This window comes from Fibrobacter sp. HC4, assembly GCF_023373925.1.
GTDB lineage: Bacteria > Fibrobacterota > Fibrobacteria > Fibrobacterales > Fibrobacteraceae > Fibrobacter.
In genome coordinates, this window is the sequence record NZ_JALCZV010000021.1 from 18,216 (window position 1) to 39,106 (window position 20,891).

Below are 20,891 nucleotides of genomic sequence, written 5' to 3' on the forward strand. Positions count from 1 at the left end.
AAAAATAGAAAAAATGATTAAGTTTATCTCCATGAACATCAGTAAGAAAATTTTTCTAGCCGCAATCAGCTTGTCATCAGCAACAATCTGGGCTCAAAATGCACCCGTTTTAACGCAGCAACCCTCTCAGGATAATTCAGCAGAAACCATCTTGCAATCGATGGACGGAGAATCTATCCAGCCCGCGGCACCGCAGGACTCCGAAATTCCTGCCCCCATCGTCTCCAGCGATACGTCAAATACATTTGCACCCATTGAAAGTTCCGAAATGGAGAATAATGCCGTTGCGGAACCTGCCCCTGAATATGTGGATCCCAACGCCCCCGTTCCTGTTAGCGAAAGTGCGGAACTTCTCCAGCCTATGCCCAAACCCGAGCCTATGCCCATGGAAGAGCCCAGCTATGTGGAGCCGGCAGGCATTTCCTTTATACCTACCGATTCGGCAGCAACCCAGACAGCACTTCAGCCCGTCGAAGAAATCCCTGCAGCCGAAAATCCAGAGTTAGACCAAACTGCAGAAAGTATCTGGGATACGACACCAGCCATGCCCCTGACACAACAGGAAGCAGAAAGTATCGCCGAGCAACCAGTCCAGGCAACTGCCGAAAAACACGTTCTGGATATTTTCCACGGCAGGGCCTACAACGCCGTCGGCAATGAAGCCGCAGCCGCCAACGTCGCCGGTGAAATTTCGATGCCCCACAAAATGCACAACCGCAAGTTCGTCTACATCGAACCTGTAGACGGATACGGTGTTGTAAGTTTCGGAGAAGGCAGCACATTCTTCCTGGCCTTTGACAACAACAAGACCAATGCCGCCAACTACAGCGAACTGGGCCTTGTTACCTTGGGCTACGCCGGGCAAAACTTCGGTTTCAGCCTAGAGGCCGCAACAGGGAAATCCTGGAGCTACATCGATAACGACATCGATTCCTCCAGCACGACATACAAGATTACCAATCCCGGCACTCAGTTCGGTGGAACAGCATCTGCAAATCTGGCCAACATCGACCTTGCATTAGGAGTGACCTACGCCAACCCCAACGGTTCCTATTTCATCAGCGAATTTGGCGAAGAACACGAAAAGGACGAATGGGCCCTGGGAGGAAAGCTAACCGTAGCTCATACCACAAGCAATGCCTTGTCCTGGTCCGTTAACCTGAACTTCCTTAGGTACAAAGCCAGCACTAGCAGCAAAACCGAATCCATATTCACAGAAAACGGCGAAACCTATAAGGCGACCTACAAGTCGACCGTTACCGACACCACGACCCGTGTAGAAGTCATTCCCGAATTTAATGTGGGCGCCCCCATTCTGCAGAACCAGAAAGCCCGCGTATTCCTTGGTCTGAATACAGCCGTTCCCCTGATTGCGTACGACCGAATCGATGGCGTTGTCAGCAGACATAACGAATATGGTTTGACCTTGACACCCAACGTCCTGGCAGAAGTGGCCCTGGGCCAGTACGTCATGGCATTCGGCAGCGTCAGCTATTGCTGGGACGTAGCAGACTATCGTGATTCCTACATCAACAACGTTTCTGTAAAGGCACTGGAAATGGAATCCGGAGAAACCACAGCCATTCTCGGCATGCGTCTCCAGTATGAATTTGCCGCCCTCGAAATGGCATTTACCAAACAGTTCCTGCAGAACCCCTTCGGCAGCTTCTCGGATCATGATGAAATTGCCATGTCCATTGGCGCATTCGTGAACTTCTAATCTTTTATGGAACCGATCCAGGATTCAGAAAACGGAATGTTTAAAGTATTCTTGAAAGACACCGCCTTGGTACTGGAAGGTGGCGGTATGCGTGGAGCTTACTCCGCCGGCGTTCTTGACGCGTTGCTAGATGAAGGTTTAAAGTTTGGCGGCTACGCCGGAACCTCGGCAGGGGCAACCCACCTTTGCAATTACCTTTCGGAACAGCGGGATAGAAACTTCCGACTGGATACAGTCCATTCCAAGGACAAGCGCTACATGAGCTTCGGAAACTGGATTCGTACCGGCAACTACTTTGACCTGGAATTCTGCTACCATACAGTACCCGAAGTCATCGATCCTTTCGACTTTGACACCTTCAAGAAGAATGCCGCCGAATCAAAATTCTATGTGGCCGCAAGCAACGTGGAAACTGGTGGCGCCGAATACTTCCAGGTTCACGACTTGCGCCAGGATATGGATGCCATCCGTTCTTCCTCTTCGCTGCCGCTCATGAGCAGCCTGGTTCATTACCAGGGCAAGAAAATGTTTGACGGAAATATCGCCGACAGCATCCCCTTTGAATTCATGGACCGCACCGGCTATAAAAAGCAGGTTGTCATCACCACACGACACAAGGGTTACCAAAAAGAGGCGAACAGTTTTCTTCCCGTATACAAGATCGTCTACCGCAAGTATCCTAACTTCGTAAAGGCCGTTGGCGATCGACATATCCGTTACAACAAGAGCCTCGAAACTCTGGCCCAATGGGAAGCCAATGGAAAGGCTTTCGTTTTCCGCCCCGAAACAGACTTGAAAATCAGCCGCGTCGAAAAGGACACTTCAAAACTTGTAGCCCTTTATGAATTGGGTCTGAAAGACGGCCGCGAAAGAATGGCCGACCTGAAGGAATTTCTATCTTTATAGACATGGATAGAGCTCGTCGTCGTAAATTTGGCCAGAACTTTCTGGATGTTCCCACCGCCATCGCCATCGCAGGTGACCTGCCTGCCGAAAAGGGTGAAGCCGTTCTCGAGATCGGCCCCGGCCATGGCGCCCTGACAGAACACCTGCTGAACCGCGGCGTGGAACTGACAGCCGTCGAAATCGACGAACAGTGCGTGGCTGTGTTGAACGAAAAGTTCGGCGACCGCGAAAACTTCCATATCACCAACATCGACTTCTTGAAATTCGACTTGCAGGCCTTTCTGGATGCACACGAAAAGCCCTGGGTCACCGGCAACCTGCCCTACAATGTTTCTACGGCAATTATCGCAGGGCTCATGCCCCGACTGCATCTGACCAAGGGCTTTATGGGAATGGTGCAGCTGGAAGTTGCCGAACGCATTTGCGCTTCGCCCTGCAGCAGCAATTACGGCAGCCTTTCTGTTCTGGTATCCGCTTTCGCCAACACCCAGATTTTACGCAAGATCGGTCCCGAGCATTTTACACCGAAGCCCAACGTAGACAGCGCCACCATGCTGCTCACCCCCCGCGCAGACGCATTGCAGGCTCCCGAGGGATTCTTCGATTTCGTTCGTGCCGCCTTTACCCAGAAGCGTAAGACCTTGGCCAATTCCTTCGGTCGCGCCTACGACAAGAAGAAAATCCAGGAAGCCATCGAACTCCTGGATTATCCTACCACTGTCCGTGCCGAGGAACTTTCCCCCGAACAGTTCATGGAATTTTATAAAGTGATTGTCGGATAGCTTTTCCTAAAGCTTACTTTGCCTTGCAGGCCTTGTAAGAATCGGGATTTGCAGATAGATATCCCTTCACCAATTCACCGGATACCGTATACACAAGAGAGTCTACTCGGCTCTCCTGCGCAAATGCTGCAGTACCTTCGTTAATCATGGAAGCGGACCAGTTGGCGGATGAAAGCTTGCGTTCATCCATCCATTCCTGCCATTGATCATTGCGGTCTACATCAGGCACGCCCTTTCCACTTGCATTTGCAGTACCCCATTCGCTAACAAACAGGGACAATCCCGCATTCATCGCTTCTTCGGCATTCCGTCCTTCGAGCTTGATGCTGTGGCTATTAGCGTAGTAATGGAATGTGTAGGCAATATTATGAAGTGAATCGGCGATCTCTTTTCCTATAGCCCAATTGGGCGACTGGTCCCACATGGGGTTACCCACAAGAATCAAATTGTCAGAATGCTTTCGAATGGTCGCGACGACGGTATCGCCATAAGCCTTCACCTGCTCCCAGACAATTCTGGTAGGCTCATTAAAAATTTCAAAAATCACATTGTTATACTGGCCGTATTTTTGAGCCATTTCGTCGAAGAAGGCGATAGCATCACTCAACTGCTTATGCGCACTATGGGAATGCCAGTCGATAATTACATAGATGTCATTCTTTATGGCCGCCTTAACAGCCTGATCGATCAATTCGCGCTGAGCATCCGGATCCAGCAAAAATCCCAATGTCCCGCCCCAATTTTCTTCGGTACCAATGGCGGCACGAATCACTTCGATTTTCATGTCGTTCACCATGGTCGTAATGCCGGTATCGGAATAAAACTTTGTAGCGGGTTTCAAAAGGCTCCAGTAAAGGCTCATGCCTCGTACCTGAACTTCGTTACCATCAGATACGCCCTTGCAACTGCCGTATATTCGGCCCTTGCCCTCGGAATTCACTCCGGCAATCAGCCTTCCATACTGACTGACAGGGCCGATTCTTTCGCCAATAGGTTCATCCAGCTTTTCATAGGAGACTTCAGTAACGTTCTCTCCGTTACAGCCCCATAAAGTCAGAATTCCAGCTAAAAACAGCCCTGATAAGCGCAGTAGTGACATTAATTTACTCCGTCGTTTTTTCCAAAGTTAAACTTCTCCTCTCGATTATGCACCAAAATTCTTGAAGTTTTTGTATACGCCTGTTCCCAAAAAAATGATTTATTCTTAATAAGGTTCGTCATGATTTGTTTATGTTGAAGACATGAATATGAAAATGTCTCTTCTTATCGCCACTTTAGGCACCGTTGTAAATCTTTACGCCCAGGAAGCCACTCCTAGCGCAACCGTATCTGACACAACAGCAGCACCTGCCGCTGAACAAAATGCAGCCGCCATCGCGGAAGCTCCCGCCTCTAGCGAAGCCCCCGCTGCAGCAGAAGCAGCCCCCGCAGAAGAGGTCAAGGCAGAAGAAACCGCTGCCGTAAACCCTGAAAAGAGTGCCGAAGAAACGGCCACGGCAGAAGCCTCCACTCCCGCAACAAACGAGACTGCCCCTGCCGCAAATGAGACAACCCCCGCAGAAGCCGCTGACGAAACTGCTCGCGAAACTGCTCGCGAAACTGCAGAAAATGTACCCGCAGCCGAAACCACCCCAGAGCAGGTCGCTGTAGCCGACACCGCAACCACCAGCGATTCCGTGGCAGTCCCCCAGGATTCCACCGCTCCCATTCAGGAACCTGCACAAACCGCAGAAAAGCCCACCAAGGGCCCCCTGGATGTCTTGCATGCCAACATTTATAATGCTGTAGGTAACGAAGCCGCAGCCGCAACCATCGGCGGAAATATAGCCGCACCCCGCAAGATGTACGGAATCAAGGGACTGTACCTTGAACCCACCAACGAAAGGGCTGCACTGGCCTTCGGAAATACCACCACATACTTCCTCGCCTTCGACAATTCCCAGAGCATGGGATTACTCACCGCCGGTGTGGCATTCCAGAAGTTCGGCGTTTCCGTTGACGGATCCTTCGGCAAACAGTGGAACGATGCAGAATATCCCATTACCGAACAAAATGAAAAAATCACCTATGGCGGCTCCAGCATCGGCGCAACAGCCTCATTGCAGGTCGGTTCCTTCGACATCGTCGCAAGCGGCCACTACGTAAAACCCGAATCCGAAGGATACAGCGCAGACCCCTTCAATAAATGGGAACAGAACATCTGGGACGCTACCGGAAAGCTAGCCCTTTCTTACTCCGGTGAAGAAGTCTTCTGGACTTTCGGAGTGGAAGGTTTGCGCCATAGCTTTACCACCGACACCAAGGTCACCGTGGAAGAAGTCATCAAGGGCGAAAAGAATCACGTCATTACCAAGAGCTCCGTCTCCGATACCTCTTCACGAATCGAGTTCAAGCCTACATTCAACATTGGCGCAGCTGTCCTCAAGGCTGAAGATGCCCGCATCTATCTTGGCGTCAACACCCGATTCCCCTTCGCCATCTACGATGAAATCGAAAACATCATGGATAGCCATACAAGATTCAGCGCATTCGTCACACCTAACATTTTTGGCGAAGTCGCATTGAATCAGCATATGATGATTTTCGGCGGCGCAAATCTTGACTGGAACGTATTCTCCTACGAAAAGTACGAACTGGCTGATTTTGTCGCAACCAGCAGAACCACATTCGCCAACACGACCACAGTCAACCTGGGCTCCCGTTTTGAATATGGCCGTGTTGCCGCAGAACTTGCATTCACAAAGCAGTTCCTGCAGAACCCCTTCGGCAGCTTCTCTACCACCGACGGGTTCGCTGTTGACCTAGGCCTATTCGTTAACTTCTAGTGAAATTTTCTCCCATCATGAAAGTCTGCAGAAATGCAGGCTTTTTTTGTTGTAATTGAAAATCTTTTTATTATTTTCAATGGAAAGAGGAAATTTCTATGCGTAAAAATCTTGGTGCCAAACCCTATCTTTATCCCCAGCCCGTATTGGTTATCGGAACCTACAACGAAGACGGTACGCCCAACGCCATGGTGGCCGCATGGGGTTCCGTCAGCGACATGAACCAGGTCGCCATCTACGTAGCCAACAGCCATAAGACCATGGACAACATCAAGGCACGCAAGTGCTTTACCGTTAGCATGGCCACCGCCGAAAACATCAAGGAAATTGATTTCCTTGGACTTAACTCCGGCCACAAAGTGGCAGACAAGTTTGAAAAATCCGGACTTACCGCCGTCAAGAGCAAGAACGTCGACGCGCCCCTCATTGCAGAACTGCCCCTCACCCTGGAATGCAAGATGGTAAGCTACGCCGAAGAACCGGAACTGCTTTTAGGCGAAGTGGTGAACGTTACCGCCGACGAATCCATCCTCGACGCCGAAGAAAAAATTGACATCAAAAAACTGAACCCAATCTGCTACGATACGGCAGGACATGGTTACTATGCCATCGGCGAAAAGGTTGGCAACGCCTTCTCCGACGGAAAAAACATCAAATAATCATTTCGCAGGCGAATAAAATTCCGGCCAGCGGCACGATAAAAATCCACACGCCCCGGAAATAATTTTTTAGGTCCGCGTCACTCATGGTAGAATGATCTACCAGCGAAACAAACAGATACCAAAGCCCTATATAGCCCCACCAAGTGTGGGGCGTTTTTATGATATACTGCAAAAGGAAATAGCCAACGGTAAATCCTACCACAGTAGGAGCCACCGCAATCAAGGCATGCTGAACCATCTGCATGGGGAACGGCCCCCGGGCACAATAACTCACATGCCCTAGGCAACCATCCTTGTTTTCGAACATGCATACATCCGTCACCTTGGCCCCGGTAACGACCGCCAAAATCAAGTGCGACGTCTCATGAATAAAAGTCCCCGGGAAGGTCACGAAATTCACAAAGGCATACGCAAAATTCACGCTGATCATTCCGAGCAATTTTATCTGGAGACGCTCCAAGGCATATAGGGCAAAACCCGCAACAACCGGCACAAAGATAATGGCAACCGCCACCATAAAGCTGACTGCGGCGACGGCACCCGCCTCGTGGCCCCAGCCAAACCAGGAAATAATTTGATGCATCGAGGGTACGTTAAACATAAAAAACCGGATGCCTAAATATCCAACAGGAAATCTTCCCTATGCAAATTGTTTTCGCGATACGGTTCTTCATCAGGGTAGCCAACAGGATTGCAAAGCAGCAAATGATTTTTTCCGAGGCTGTCCCGAACTACCTTCTTGATGGCGGAATGGGTGTGTCCCGCCTGCCAGATGGAACCATCATCCAGATTACTCAAGAATTTTTCACCTTGAAAATAGAAGTAGGTCGACAGCGGATCCTTCAGATACATTTCGGCCATGCCGAATTCCATGGGCAAAAAATGACTCATCATCACCTTCGGGCGGGCAGCCGTCAAACTGTCCATAATTCCCGCATAATGATTCCAGAGGGCCTCCGTATCATTGCCTTTGTAATTCCAATGGCGACCGTCAAACCAGCGGGTAGACCAGATCATCTTATACTCTTCTACAGAAGCGTCGGGAACATGCTTGTAGGTAAAATCGCACATGCCCATGCACCCGGCAAAAACATCTACCGTCAAATTTTCCAGCAGGTGAAGGTTTGGAATTTTCGCAGCCTCTTCCAGGTAAAAGGTAATCTTACTTTCGGACGTAGGGAAATCTCGATCCGAACCGAAAACGCCCTCACGTTCACAAATGACATCGTGATTTCCCAGGCATACAAAAACCCGGCTGTACTTCGTCGCGATAAACTTCAGAAATTCGACGTAGGTAAAATAATTGTTGGCAATGTCCCCTGCGATACAGCAAACATCCGCCGGCAAAAAATTCCTGTCGAAAAATTCCTGAAAATAGCGATGCAGTAAAGATACGGTCCGTGTCAGGGGCGCGTAAAAATCAATATGCAAATCGCTAACGAAGAAACATTTCATAGGTGCAAATTTACATTTAAAAATTTTTCCTGTTAAGTTGCTTTTTGTTAGATTTCCTGGTCACCATGATCAAGATCCGTTCCGCAAGAATCGAAGACGCCGCCGCGCTACAGGCCATCTACAAACCCTACGTAGAAGACACCGCCATTACCTTTGAGTATGACGCCCCCACCGTAGAAGAATTTGCAGCAAGGATTGGGGGAACGCTGGAAAAGTACCCCTACCTGGTAATAGAACGAGCAGGAGCCGCCACGGGTTCCGACGAGAACAGCACAGAAATTCTAGGCTATTGCTACGCGGGAGTTTTCAAGGGACGAGCCGCCTACAATCGCAGCGTAGAAACATCCATCTACGTCAAAATGGGCGAACATGGCAAAGGCTACGGCCGCGCGCTATACAGCGAACTGGAACGAGAATTGAAATCCCGTGGATTCCTGAACACATGCGCCTGCATCGCAAGCCCCAAACCAGGCAGCACCCACCTGGACAACAGCAGCCAGAAATTTCACGAAAAGCTAGGCTACACCCTAGTAGGAACCTTCCACGATTGCGCCTACAAATTCGGGCAATGGTACAACATGATCTGGATGGAAAAGATGCTGGGGGAACATTTGTAGATTATGTTCAAGTTGGGAGGACCGATGAGGATTTTATATGCAATATTGTTATTGTGCGTCAGCGGGATTGCACGCAACCTACTTGAAAATGACTTATCAACCATCGGTTTCTGCTGTTTTGGAGATTGCAAACCTGAACCAAATCAAGAAGACGTCATTGATTCCCTGGTTCCAAGCATATTCAAAAGCTTGCCCACCGTTCAAGAAAAACTGGATCACCCCAAAAACAAATTCACTCCGGTCATCGGGGTTGTCAATCACATAGAAGTGGTAGCACACTCCAGCAAGTGGAACGCCTATTCTTCCCGTTGGGACGACAACCCAGTCCTATGCATTTTTGACGACCCAGATTGGCGATCAAACCGGTCGATTGTCGTAAGCAATGTGGACAACGAAATAGCGGAGCAATTCACCGCATGGGACAACTGGCTAGATTCCACTCAAAGTGTTCTAGAACGGAGGGCTACCTTAGACCAACTGCATTCATTTTCTGATTTAAGATTTATCCGTGACTCACGCGAGGTATTAACCCAACTAATCAAAGTTGGTATAAAAGCCACCTATTCCTACGACACCAATTCTCGTTCATGGAAGGAAGCCGATACAACGGTTTACCTTTACCTGCCCGTCATCACCACCCCCTACTACGTCCCTGCAAAAAACGGGATAGAAAATTCCGTCGATTTACTTAAAAGCCTGATTCATATACCACGAAATTCAAAGAGAGTATTTTTTGGAGACGGATTTTCTCAGCAGGTTTCAACTAATCAGCCCGAGGAATTAGACCCCAACCAACTCAAGGTTCTTCCATACAAATATTCCTTCCGCATCCCGAGAAATCCCATTCCAAAATTGCATCAAGAAATCGGACACCTTATCCGGGAAAAACGCTTCAGCGAAATTTCCAAAGCTATGGATAAAATCATCAATGCAGCAGATTCCACCTACCCCATCTTTGGCTCAGCCCTTACCGATGAAGATTACAAGTGGTTGAATCTTCTTTCTGGAAACGGAATCCGATTGACTCCCTACGATACCTTAAAGTACAGGGAATCTCATAGAAGCCTCCAAGGAGTAGCGAGTAGAGCAATCTCAATACCAGAAATTTATTCCTGGTTAGATAGCGATGGTGCCTACAATGACATTCTAAAAATTGAAGATGACTTTAGCCGTATAATCGCGTTGAATGAATACGCTTTCAAAAAGCGTTCATCAGAAAATCAAAAAGAAAAAATGGCAGCTCTTATAGAAGAGAATTTGGACAAAATCCCCAATCAAGATTTAAGACATTACCTGGTGAAGCGTTACTGGAATCGAGAAGAATATGGCGGTTATTTTTCCTTTGGCATAGGGCCTGCACTTGATTTCCCCCTTGGAGGTCTATCTTCATATATCGACCCCGGAATAGGCGTATCTATGTTCATAGGCGGTGGGTATAAGCAATTTGGTGCCGAGTTCCTTATGCAAATTTTCCCCGATAAGGAGTTAAAAAAACGTCCTGAGCAAATTTCCGAAAATACAAACGACTATATCTACGACAGCTTCGTCATCGGTCTAGATCTTCACTACCGCTATCTCAATACAAAGTATTGGGAAGCCGACGCATACATCGGTCCCACCGTAAATATCAGCAGAATCATAAATATTGATTCCAACGAAAAAGATTGGCCTGTCGATCAAACATCTGTAGGTCTAGATTTTGGCGGAACTCTAAGCTATTTTGAACCAGGTCATGTATTTGGATTGAGACTTCGCCTAGGCGCATCTACCGAAAACGCAACAAAGGCCTTTGATACATTTTCTCTGAAGCCCTATACCGCCCTGGAAATCATCGTCAAATACAACGCAAAAAATAAGGTTGATTTTGACTGGAGCAAGTACGGGGAATAAAATTTATCCACCTAACTGATCTTCCAGTTCCTTGATAGAGGGCAGGCAACTCTTGAAATCCTTCGGGTAAATTTTCAACAATTCAAATTCCGAAATGGCAATGGGATTGACCGAGCCCTCCAAGGAATATTGCGCAAGAACCTCGTCCTTGTCCTTGCACACCAAAATGCCAAGCGTAGGCTTGTCTTCTGCGCTTTTCAACAAGTGATTCACGGCCACCACGTAAGTGCTAAGTTGTCCAATATACGCAGGTTCAAACTTCCCTGTTTTCACTTCAACTACCACATAGCAATGCAACTTGGTGTTGTAAAAAAGCATATCCAGAAATTGTTCAGTTTCACCGACCTGCAAACGATATTCTCGCCCCATGTAGGCAAAACCGCGTCCAAGTTCCATCAGGAACATTTCAATATTCTTGAGCAGAGCGTCTTTCAATTCACGTTCCTCAAAATCGCTACGAACTTCCACAAAGTCAAAGCAATACGGGTCCCGAGTCAATTCACGAGCCAAGTCCCCCTGCTCCTTGGGCAAAGTCGTTGTGAAGTTAGTAACGGCTCTACCTTCACGCTCATACAGGTCTGTATCAAGAAACGTGAGCAACATGGAACGGGACCAGTTGTTTTCAATGGTCTTTTTTACGAAGAAAAGAGCCTTTTTAGGGGAATTTTTGCACTTATCAATAATGACCATATGGTGAGCCCAAGGAATTTTCTTCAAATCGTCAGCAAGTTGCTGACGATTTTGTCCTTCTACATAATCCTTATACAAATCGTAGAAATACACGGCGTATTTCAGAGTCGTCGGCGAAAAACCCTTGGCATTCGGGATTTCACGGCGTAAATCATCGCTGAGCTTTTTATAGAACCCGCTGCCATAAGTATTTTGGAATTTTTTCTGCTGAATGTCGCGACCCAAGCTGTAGTAAAAGCCAATCAATTCGCCGTTAACAGCAATGGAGGCCTTGATTTGCGACTGGGCATAACGCTTCTTGAGTTCAGAAATCCAAGTAGCGTAAGTCTGTGGCAGATTATTTGGATTTTTTCTGGGCATAGTATCTCCTTTTTTTGAAAAAAATTTTTTCTACAAAACAGAAAAACACCTGATTTTTTATCAGGTGTTCAGGAGACTTTTCGTAACGCTCGGGAGGAATTATAGAATTTATCTAAAATCTGGCAAGGGTTACTTTGTCAAAGATTTGTAAATTCTAGAAAAGTTTTTCCAAAACTCCCGGCAGTTCGTTAAAGTTATGGAGAACGGCGGCAGGGTTGTTGGCAGTGCCGAAACCGTAAGCTGCGTGGATAAAGGGAATGCCCGCAAAGTTTGCAGCAGTTTCATCGCCCAGGGTGTCGCCAACATAAACCACACTTGGCGCGAGATTCGCATCGGCGGCACCCGCGCACAATCCATTTCGTTCACAGATAGCCTTGATGTTTTCGCCCTTGCTTTTGCCAGTGCGTCCGGACATTTCAAAATCCTTGAAGTACTTCTGCAAATTGCAGGATTCCAAGAACGCCTCGATGTATCCGCAGGGGCAATTACTGACGATGTACAACTCGTATTTCGCGTAAAGCTGAGAAAGCGTTCCGCGGTCCAAATACAACGGTGCGCCATGTTCCTCCAGGTAGGCGCAATGGGCCACGGCACACTGATTCATAACGTCTTCGCGGCGAGACCTTTCCATGTCCGGGAAATAAATTGCGCTGATTTCCTGAAGGTTCTTCCCCATCACATTTCGCAGGTCATCTTCAGAAATCACCTTGCCCGTACCGTTCTTCTGGAACACCTGATTCCATATGAGAGTCAAGGGAGCGACAGTGTCCCAAAGGGTTCCATCCAAGTCAAAAATTAGGGCATTAGGCATGGCCGCAAATTTAGAAATTTATAATTGCTGCCCGATGGCATTAAAGTCTTTGTCGTTCTTGAAATATTTTGGGGTTTCGCCGGGGCGCTTGGCACTGCGTTTGCCGACGTAATCACCAACACGATTGTCGCTGCGATTTCCGTCACGATTATTGGGAAGCGCAGGTTTAATAGCCGATGCCTCGGAACCATTTTCTGCAGCGTCTGTGTCGTCCCCGCCAGATGCGCCAGGCTTCGCGTTCGTCACAGGAATGGAATCCGTTGAAACTACAAAGTTATCGTAACGCACGAACACATCTGTGGAGGGCGCCCAGGTGTCATCGTCTCCGCCATGGAATGTAGAGAGATAGAACTCGTCTATTTTCTGGTCCTGGAAATCACGCAAACGCAAGGTATCCAAATCTAAAGCAAGTTCTCCGTCGAACCAGCTTTGCACAATACCGTTCTTGTCGCCCGTGCCTTCGGTGGAAACAGAATTCATAACCACGCGGGTCACCACACGGTGCCATTTACCCGGCACAAAATGTTTTTGTTCCGCAGTTTCGCCCAGGTTCCATTTGGCGTCATCGCCGTAGGTACTCGCCTGATCCACAAAGTACAGATACTGCACCACAGCACCTTCCGCGCGCCACATGATGCGGGCGCTCCAGCCGTCACCTACAGAGGGGCGATTTCCGCCAGTATAACATTCACCGCCACAAAGTCCCGGCAGTTTGCCGCCTTTCACAAATTCAAAACCAGGCTCGAACTGAATATCGTATGCCACCCACATTTCTTCTGCAGAAACATTAAGCGGCTGCTTCACCTGCCCGGCGCAGGCGGGGCGCCCGCCCTCGTCATTGGGCCCTACGCAACCCTTTGGGTACTTCAGCTGCAGAACCATCCCGTGCTCTTCATCGTCCTGCACAATCTTTGCATTCTGGCCCCCATTCTGCTCCATGGCATACCAACTGGAAACGCCCGCCTTTTTAGGGAAGTCCTCCTGGGCCATCTTATTGGTGTACAGGCCGACAGCACGATTTTCAAAATCCACGGAGAACACCACGTCGGCAAGAACTGACGTAGCGAAAGACAAGATAAATAGACTGATTCCACTGACAAATCTCATAACGCAGCTCTATTGCGAAGACTCACTCCCCTGAAAATACAATCTTTTCGAGGAAAGTGATCCCGCAGATTCAATGAAGCGCAATGCTACTTCGTCAAATATTCTGCAAAATTGAAGCTGTTCAACGAATCAAGCATTATTCCTTCGGGATAATCCTCCATGTTGAACCTCTTCAGCTCCTCCCGGCAAACTCCTGCAAATTCCTGGGCCAGATTATTAAGAATCTTTTCCGCCTTTGCTACAGGCACCACACCCGCACACTCATAATTCATGAAGAAGTCTTCGGATTTGGCGAAAGTTTCAGTTGCCCTGGCTACAGAGCAATCCCCTTCAGACACCATCTCGCCACCAATCCCTTCGCATTTTTCCTGGAAGAAAAGACTATCCCGCTGGCAATGATCCTCGAACAACTCCATGGTCTCGTATACACTGACACCGAGGTAGACCAATTCCGGATTTTTCACATCATTCACAAATTCTTCATTCTCTGTATACAGAAAGTTTACGGATACGGAAAACTGCAACTCGCCTCGACCTATACCGGCGTTATGGTAGTCCAGCCAATAGTTGTTGAGACCAGGAACTTCAATAAACTCCAGTCGCTTATGGGGAAACACGTCAGCCGGACTTCCAACAAAGCACACCTTCAAATCGCCCAAACTAAAACCATACACACCCACCAGGGTATCCATACCCGCTTCGTAACTCTCCTGGAACGAACGACATCCATCCACATACTGCTTGCGATAGGCGTTCCATACAGCGGCCGTATCTATCATGTCCAGCTTCAAAATGCAGGCATGTTCCTGTTCATGGAATTGACCATGCCTGGTTTCGCAATCCTTGCCGAATTCCTCATGATATCCCGAGGTCGTGTCCAAAGAGCCTCCAGATTCCAATTCGTAGATTCGCTCCACAACAAACCAGTTCTTATCCTTTTTCACAAGTTGCATAGACTTGTCACTATAACCCTGCCCGTGAATTTCAATCTGGAGAACTTCCTTATACTCCCCATCGCTAAAATTGCGGACCTCACAAGAACCCACGCGACTTACAAAATTATAAAGGACTTCGTATTCCGGACCATCATGCCTAATGCAGGGGAACGAATCCGCGTCTCCTTCAAAATACTCCTTTTCAGCATCATCCATCTCCACAAAGGAATACTTATCGGCATTTGGAAGTTCGGCGGATCCACCCGCCACTTTTTCGCTGGAACAGGCACAGAGCATAGACAACAGAGCGCCATAGATATACTTCTTCATTTTTCACCTCCTATTGTATTGCGGGTCAGCGGAAAAAACTGCAGGTTCAAATGATAGACCTGTTCAGCAGAATTCTTCTCGGTGGCAATGGCCACCACCTTTCTCCGCAATTCCTCTATTTCACCAACAATTTTTTCGTAGTCCTCTCGGTCGATACCCACGGTGACACCCGAAATATTGCGTTCTTCAACAGAGACCTTGTCCATGGACTCCTTGGCAAAGTCACTCATTTGCTTATGCATGGAGCGCACCAGCATAGGTAGGGCCGCAGCCGATGCTGCCACAGACTTGTTGGTCTGGCGATAACCTTCCCCATCCTTCTCCAAGAACCCCGCTTTAACCAGGAAACTCAAAGTCTCGCTAACCTCGGCGGCTGTGATGGACGGTATGCACATTTTGGCCATTTCCAAAGGCTTCGCCCCTGGCATCATGGGAGCCAGTTCCCGGATCACGGTATTTTTCCAGGATTCATAAAATGCGTAAGCCTCCCCTTCCAGCAGGCGCACCCTATGGGCTCCAGCGATATCGCACATTTCCTTGTAGGCATTCTTTTTATCGGAATCCTTCTTGGCTTGGCTGAACATCACCAGGGAACGGAAGTACACACGTTCAATCCCTACGAAACCCATGACGGATGCCACACGCTCCACACTGAGGGGAGAAAGACCGCTCTTACCTTCGCACACCAGCTTGATGAAATTCGGCGAACTGAAACCAGCCCGCTTGGCAAATTCCCGCCAGGTGAAAGCGCCGGTCCTTTTGCGGTCTTCGTAGAAGTCCTGCATGTACTGACGGTAGTCCTCGTATTCAATTATGGATTTCAGCATGACGACAAATTAACTTCGTTATTTTACCTCGTCAATAAAAAAATTATACAAAATTATTTTTTTTACACAAAATTCACGCTTTTTATAGCTTCTATACAAAAAATTAAAGTTTTACTATACAACAGTATTCACCATATAGGTGTTCAAGGCAAGCTCAATGCCCTTTTGAGTTTGACAAGCCGTTTTAAATTTGAGTACCTTTGAGAAATGCCCAAACGTACTGGTGTAGCAGACCTGCCTCTGCGCCAAGGTGGACAACACTGCCGTACAGGATGGGTTCCAGCTTTACCAGCATAATTTCATTGTGACCGATGAAGGCGACTGGGCGGTGGTTCAGCAGGGCTATTGCGAAAATTCCACGAGCAAGGTTCATAAGGTTCTTCAACAAGAAATGTGGACTCTATTGAAAATATATTTTTGGACCATGGCGTGATTTAATAAGAGGATAAATCATGCTTTCATATTCATTGTTAAATGATTTCCAAACCGAGTGTCGCAAAAACATGTTTACATGTTTTTATGACCGAGATGCAGAATCAAAATGACGAAGTCATTTCATTCCAGAATCGAGGAAAAAACAATGTCTAGAGTCCATTACAATGAAGAAATGAAGCTGCAAACGGTCAAACTCGTCCTGAAAGGCGAAAAGTCTACAAGCCGAGAGTCGCGACCGTTGCAAGCTTGCTTGCAAAAGGTCATGACCGAGGCGTAGGACTTTCTGGAAAAATCCGCGACCAAGATTGCCAAGGATATTGGTGTCACAGCAAATACCGTGTGCAGGTGGGTCCAGGATTACCGAAGGCAGAACAATTTGCCATCTTACGAGGAAGAACGCCGCCTCAAGAGGGTCTCCATTGAAGAACTCGCGACAAAGAATCGTGAATTGGAACGGAAACTTAAACAACGTGAAAAGGAACTTGCCGAAGAAAAGTCCGCAAGTCGAATATCATAAAATAAACTTTTTTCATTAATTCACCTCCTAATGGTCATTGAATACAAACTATTTTTTCTTATTCAACAACAAAAAACATCGTTTGGCGCGCAAATATAAAAACATTTTTAATTGCATACAACTTAAAAAAAGATCGTTTTATTCATGATGCTTCAAAAGCGTTAGACAATTTGTTATCTTTTCACGAAAATCAAACATGTCATCTATTATGAAAAATCTTCTTTCAGTTGTCCTTATTCTTCTCACACATACTATTGCGCAGGCCGAATCTATCAGGAATGCCGATATTACAATCTGCGAAGTCATTAGTCATGCAGGTTTCGCAATAGTTGACGAAAAAACATTCAATGAAGCATTCAGTTATCTAAAAGATTCGTCCTTTACACAACTGAGTTTCACAGTAAATGTAAGTGGAATGATAGACTCTGTATACGAAAAGTATGATCGTGTACATGATATGAACAACACAACTACATCTGTTCCTATAATAGGAATCGTTGATCACAAAGTCACAACCGTAAAGGCTGTAAAACTGAAGAATAGCAAGCTAACCTTGCCCAAAGGCAACGATTCAACAATGGTAAGGCGATTTAAGTCGGACCTTGTCTTTATTCCCAGTAAAATATCCGTTACGCCAGGTGACATCATTGATATTAAAAATTACGGCGCTCTACTGAACGACACCTGTTACGTAGGAGAAACAACACAGCAAAAGGCGCTCGTTTACGGAGAATACTCTCTATCGTCCACACCATCTTCCCTACCAGCCAACAGTCATAAAAAAACAGCTAAGGTTATTTTGCATCACAATCGTGACGCCCAAGGCAAATTTTCAAAAAACGACTCCAAGTATTCAGTAAAGTTTTAACACCATTTTTTAGGAGGATAAATGATCAATGTAAGTAAAATAATTGCCACCTTTTTTTTTCGCAATTGGCGTAACTGTCGCATCCGAAAGTTTTGGCGGCATCGGCATTTCGTTTCAAAAAGAGAATGGCGGCATCAAAATAGTTGACATTATTCCCAATACACCTGCAGCAGAAAGCAATCTCCAGGTCAGCGACCGGATTATAGCCATTGATGGAATTTCCTTAAAGGGAAAATCCAGCGAAGAAGCAAAACTTATGCTTCGCGGTCCCAAGAACAAGCCCATTGAAGTGACCTATGTCAATAACGGTGAAACCTACTCTACAGTTCTCTCTCGCATTCAAATTACCGTCAAGCCACTGAAAAACATTGAAGACTGGTACGACGGAAAAGAACAATTCAGCACCCACGAAGTCAAGGCCTTTGCTTCCTCTACGGAAAATGACAAGGAACTCCTGGCAGTCCTAAAGAAAGGATCGGTACTCCAGACGGAGGAATCAACTTCTGCAGACAATTTAGATGGCGTATACATCGAAAAGGCCCCAAGAGACGCACCTAAAAACAACAGAAGCGATATAACTAGGCCAGCAGCAAATAGAACTCAAACGCAACACTATCGCAACATCAACGGCGAAATTGTGAAAAAAGAGACTAAGCACTCCGTAAAGTTTTAATTCCCCGAGAGATTATTTCCAGCGGGAATAGCGTTCTCAACACAAAAAGAGCTAGGCTTCTTGGCTTAGCTCTTTTCATACAGTTTCGTCGGGTTAGTTGCGGACGCAACGGACGGAATAACCGTAGTCCTGTGGAGAGGTGGCATCAAGGGTCAGTTCAAGTGCAAATTCTCCCAAAACCGTCTAAACGTAAACTTGGGGCAACATTTGGGTTGGATTTAAACATTGAGGGTATACAGTGTCTGAAAGAAGTCCGTCCTGAAGACAATTCCATATTGCTGTACAAAGATGAAAACGGCAAGACAAACGTCTCTGTCCGTTTTGCCGATGAAGATGTCTGGGTGACCCAGGTCCAGCTTGCGGAGCTCTACGAGACGACGCAACAAAACGTTAGTTTCCATATCGACAATATTTATAAGGACGGCGAATTGCCTCGCGAGTCAACTCACAAGGATTTCTTGTTAGTTCGGCAAGAAGGCAAGCGGAATGTTCAACGTAAAAAGATTGCCTCTTATAAAGCTTAGAACCAGTAAGCCAACAAAGCCGCGATTTTTCTAATTAGTCCTAGATTTTACGCAAATGGTTCCTTCCACATGGAATCCTATGGGGCAATTTTCATCGGCAGCAATAACCCCATCGACAGGGCGATCAAGCAAAAGCAAATCATCCGTAAGAACAATCTCGTAAAAACCCAAGGGATATACCACTCCATACAGCGAAGAATCATCCCTATCTCCGTTCAAGTATAGGGCATAGTTATAGTACTTAGTCGACAAATCCACTGCAACAACCTTTGTACTTTCACCAGAGCCATTATTAAAATAGGTGGTAAGCTCCTTGTGATTCTTGCGATCCAAACGCGTCCAGCCATAATCAATTCCACCAACGGGATCATCTACACACATCCAATAACCTTCATCGTTAACAGGAACCACCTGTATATGACTGCTGTTTCTATTGCAATTACCTCCATTAGGATGGGTAAATAATGTAAACTCACGAGAATTGGCATCACGCCATTTTTTCGCTTTATCTTCGCAATAGTAAACATGGTTTCCGTACGAAGCGAGAGTACCACAAGGGATCGTTGAGCAACACTTCCCAATGGTCCTTTCAATCCAAGCTTGAGCATCAAGGAGGTTCCAAACGCCAGGAACACCCCGATTGTCAGCCCAAGCTTTCGTGCAAGAATAATAACCATCCTCATACTCCGCAATGGAGTCGTATTTTGCCGTAATACCACAAATTCCAATTTGTCGTTCGAGCTCACTATAGACAATCCACTTTTCGCCTGTTGAATTACAATAATAGGCAGTGTCCCCTAACACCTTGGTGGTTCCAAATTCCACGTTAACACCACAAATTCCAATTTGTCTTTCCAGTTCGCTTTTATAGATATACCACTTGCCGTCTGCTGCACAAAGAGCGCTATGCCCCAAGGTATCTATGGAGGTTTCGCTGCTATCACATTTTCCCAAGAAACGAGTAAGATAAGGTTCCTTAAACGCAGCATCACGCCAAGAGCCATTTCCATCACAAACCACAAAAGCGGAATCTTTTGTCAGGCGCAATTCATCCTTATTGTAAGTCATACACAACAAGGGCAAACCGTCCCTTGGAATTATTCGCCACTTGCTGGAATCGCAATACAAAACGGTCCCATACCATTTGCTATAAGGATTCATAATGGAATCAACATAATTCGAACGAGAACACTGGTTGAAGTCATAGGCCAACGCCAAGTAATCCATATTACAATCAGGAATGACAGAATCAGCAGTCAGCATGGAATCCAAGGTAGTCAATATGGGAGAATCTTTCGAAAGCGTATCCAAGGCAAATTCGCGCTGAAATTTTTCTAAATGACGTTGAACGTTTTCTGTTTCGGGGTATTTTAGAGCGTTACAAAAAATGTATGAAGCACTGAGATTTTTCGATTTCAAAAAATCTTTAAAATCCTTTTTCGCCATTCCCTCGGCTACATAAAAAGGCAAACCCTCTTCCAAATATCGACGCAGCCTGTCCCTGATCAAGACATCCGTAGATTCGTTAAATCTTACTGTATCCATATTTACAGCATTTCTCAAGTTTCGCATTTCAACAGAAACGCTATACATTTGAACGCCATACTTCCACATAAGGTGTCCATATTGGACAATTTCCACAAAAGGACTTTGCAGTTTCAAATCCTTGAATACAGCAGTTTGGTTCCTATAACCAGCTGTATCATAATCCGTAATTCTAGATACCACATTAAAGGAACTATCCAGACATTCAAGGGCTATGGAATCCCGCTCATAAGTCATGGATGAGCACATTTCCCAACGATAATAATTAATATCAACGCCAAAGTAATCAACATTGAGGGTCTGGGACACAGGATCTTTTGCTCGTGCGTCAACAACATCAAAATCTGAACTGTACTCAGAGCAGCCAGCCAAAGCGCACAACAGGATTGCAAACAAGAACCAGATCATTTCG

General features: G+C 46.7%; 18 protein-coding genes and 2 pseudogenes. 11 read left to right on the plus strand and 9 right to left on the minus strand.

Annotation, left to right across the window (positions count from 1 at the left end; all coding sequences use genetic code 11):
- The first annotated feature begins 13 nt into the window (after positions 1 to 13).
- Genes MMG03_RS12820 through rsmA form a run of 3 tightly spaced genes read left to right on the plus strand, consistent with a single transcriptional unit; the run spans position 14 to position 3,408 of the window.
- Entirely contained in the window at positions 14 to 1,720 is a 1,707-nt protein-coding gene (locus MMG03_RS12820) for a hypothetical protein (protein ID WP_146741871.1), read from the plus strand.
- 6 nt (positions 1,721 to 1,726) lie between these two features.
- Positions 1,727 to 2,626 carry a patatin family protein gene (locus MMG03_RS12825; protein ID WP_249506443.1) on the plus strand — a complete coding sequence of 300 codons (900 nt, stop codon included), beginning with the start codon at positions 1,727 to 1,729 and terminating at the stop codon, positions 2,624 to 2,626.
- A gap of 2 nt (positions 2,627 to 2,628) precedes the next feature.
- A complete protein-coding gene (gene rsmA, locus MMG03_RS12830) occupies positions 2,629 to 3,408 on the plus strand; it encodes a 16S rRNA (adenine(1518)-N(6)/adenine(1519)-N(6))-dimethyltransferase RsmA (protein WP_073161224.1) in 780 nt (259 codons plus the stop codon).
- A 13-nt stretch (positions 3,409 to 3,421) separates the two neighbouring features.
- Here the strand turns inward: rsmA and MMG03_RS12835 are convergent, their stop codons facing one another.
- The gene (locus MMG03_RS12835) at positions 3,422 to 4,507 is read right to left on the minus strand and encodes a glycoside hydrolase family 5 protein (RefSeq protein ID WP_073237765.1); all 1,086 of its coding nucleotides are present in this window, start codon (positions 4,505 to 4,507) and stop codon (positions 3,422 to 3,424) included.
- A gap of 148 nt (positions 4,508 to 4,655) precedes the next feature.
- Between MMG03_RS12835 and MMG03_RS12840 the strand changes: the two genes are divergently transcribed.
- Together MMG03_RS12840 and MMG03_RS12845 are read left to right on the plus strand one after the other, a co-directional pair.
- Entirely contained in the window at positions 4,656 to 6,233 is a 1,578-nt protein-coding gene (locus MMG03_RS12840) for a hypothetical protein (protein WP_073287236.1), read from the plus strand.
- Between the two features lie 98 nt (positions 6,234 to 6,331).
- The gene (locus MMG03_RS12845) at positions 6,332 to 6,892 is read left to right on the plus strand and encodes a flavin reductase family protein (RefSeq protein ID WP_073161227.1); all 561 of its coding nucleotides are present in this window, start codon (positions 6,332 to 6,334) and stop codon (positions 6,890 to 6,892) included.
- On the opposite strand, the gene MMG03_RS12850 is transcribed toward MMG03_RS12845, so the two are convergent.
- Both MMG03_RS12850 and MMG03_RS12855 read right to left on the minus strand, forming a co-directional pair.
- Complete coding sequence (locus tag MMG03_RS12850; RefSeq protein ID WP_249506444.1) at positions 6,885 to 7,478, minus strand: hypothetical protein; 594 nt, start codon at positions 7,476 to 7,478, stop codon at positions 6,885 to 6,887. The genes MMG03_RS12845 and MMG03_RS12850 overlap by 8 nt on opposite strands.
- Before the next feature lie 32 nt (positions 7,479 to 7,510).
- Positions 7,511 to 8,350, minus strand: coding sequence for a metallophosphoesterase (locus MMG03_RS12855; RefSeq protein WP_073161229.1), 840 nt, complete (start codon positions 8,348 to 8,350; stop codon positions 7,511 to 7,513).
- Between the two features lie 65 nt (positions 8,351 to 8,415).
- On the opposite strand from MMG03_RS12855, the gene MMG03_RS12860 reads away from it, so the two are divergent.
- Together MMG03_RS12860 and MMG03_RS12865 are read left to right on the plus strand one after the other, a co-directional pair.
- Entirely contained in the window at positions 8,416 to 8,967 is a 552-nt protein-coding gene (locus MMG03_RS12860; protein ID WP_249506445.1) for a GNAT family N-acetyltransferase, read from the plus strand.
- A 3-nt stretch (positions 8,968 to 8,970) separates the two neighbouring features.
- A complete protein-coding gene (locus MMG03_RS12865) occupies positions 8,971 to 10,857 on the plus strand; it encodes a hypothetical protein (protein WP_101478416.1) in 1,887 nt (628 codons plus the stop codon).
- Between the two features lie 3 nt (positions 10,858 to 10,860).
- Here MMG03_RS12865 and MMG03_RS12870 read toward each other — a convergent pair whose 3' ends face one another.
- The 5 genes from MMG03_RS12870 to MMG03_RS12890 form a co-directional block, all read right to left on the minus strand.
- A complete protein-coding gene (locus tag MMG03_RS12870; RefSeq protein ID WP_249506446.1) occupies positions 10,861 to 11,907 on the minus strand; it encodes a YhcG family protein in 1,047 nt (348 codons plus the stop codon).
- Positions 11,908 to 12,061: 154 nt separating this feature from the next.
- Positions 12,062 to 12,718 (minus strand): HAD family hydrolase, encoded by a 657-nt coding sequence (locus MMG03_RS12875; RefSeq protein ID WP_249506447.1) that lies wholly within the window; start codon positions 12,716 to 12,718, stop codon positions 12,062 to 12,064.
- Positions 12,719 to 12,736: 18 nt separating this feature from the next.
- The gene (locus MMG03_RS12880; protein ID WP_249506448.1) at positions 12,737 to 13,825 is read right to left on the minus strand and encodes a polysaccharide lyase; all 1,089 of its coding nucleotides are present in this window, start codon (positions 13,823 to 13,825) and stop codon (positions 12,737 to 12,739) included.
- Between the two features lie 86 nt (positions 13,826 to 13,911).
- Positions 13,912 to 15,090: a hypothetical protein gene (locus tag MMG03_RS12885; RefSeq protein WP_073161234.1), complete on the minus strand. Its 1,179-nt coding sequence runs from the start codon at positions 15,088 to 15,090 to the stop codon at positions 13,912 to 13,914.
- Positions 15,087 to 15,917, minus strand: coding sequence for a TIGR02147 family protein (locus MMG03_RS12890; protein WP_346348721.1), 831 nt, complete (start codon positions 15,915 to 15,917; stop codon positions 15,087 to 15,089). The genes MMG03_RS12885 and MMG03_RS12890 overlap by 4 nt, the downstream gene beginning before the upstream one ends.
- Before the next feature lie 238 nt (positions 15,918 to 16,155).
- Here MMG03_RS12890 and MMG03_RS16170 point away from each other — a divergent pair.
- The 4 genes and pseudogenes from MMG03_RS16170 to MMG03_RS12910 form a co-directional block, all read left to right on the plus strand.
- Positions 16,156 to 16,260: pseudogene (locus MMG03_RS16170) on the plus strand (DUF763 domain-containing protein); the annotation flags it as partial.
- An 817-nt stretch (positions 16,261 to 17,077) separates the two neighbouring features.
- Positions 17,078 to 17,737, plus strand: a complete 660-nt coding sequence (locus MMG03_RS12900) for a hypothetical protein (RefSeq protein ID WP_088658915.1) — start codon at positions 17,078 to 17,080, stop codon at positions 17,735 to 17,737.
- 43 nt (positions 17,738 to 17,780) lie between these two features.
- Positions 17,781 to 18,410 carry a S41 family peptidase gene (locus MMG03_RS12905; RefSeq protein ID WP_249506449.1) on the plus strand — a complete coding sequence of 210 codons (630 nt, stop codon included), beginning with the start codon at positions 17,781 to 17,783 and terminating at the stop codon, positions 18,408 to 18,410.
- A gap of 242 nt (positions 18,411 to 18,652) precedes the next feature.
- A pseudogene (locus MMG03_RS12910) lies at positions 18,653 to 18,907 on the plus strand (cell filamentation protein Fic); the annotation flags it as partial.
- Positions 18,908 to 18,964: 57 nt separating this feature from the next.
- On the opposite strand, the gene MMG03_RS12915 reads toward MMG03_RS12910, so the two are convergent.
- Positions 18,965 to 20,887 (minus strand): hypothetical protein, encoded by a 1,923-nt coding sequence (locus MMG03_RS12915; protein WP_249506451.1) that lies wholly within the window; start codon positions 20,885 to 20,887, stop codon positions 18,965 to 18,967.
- Positions 20,888 to 20,891: the final 4 nt, after the last annotated feature.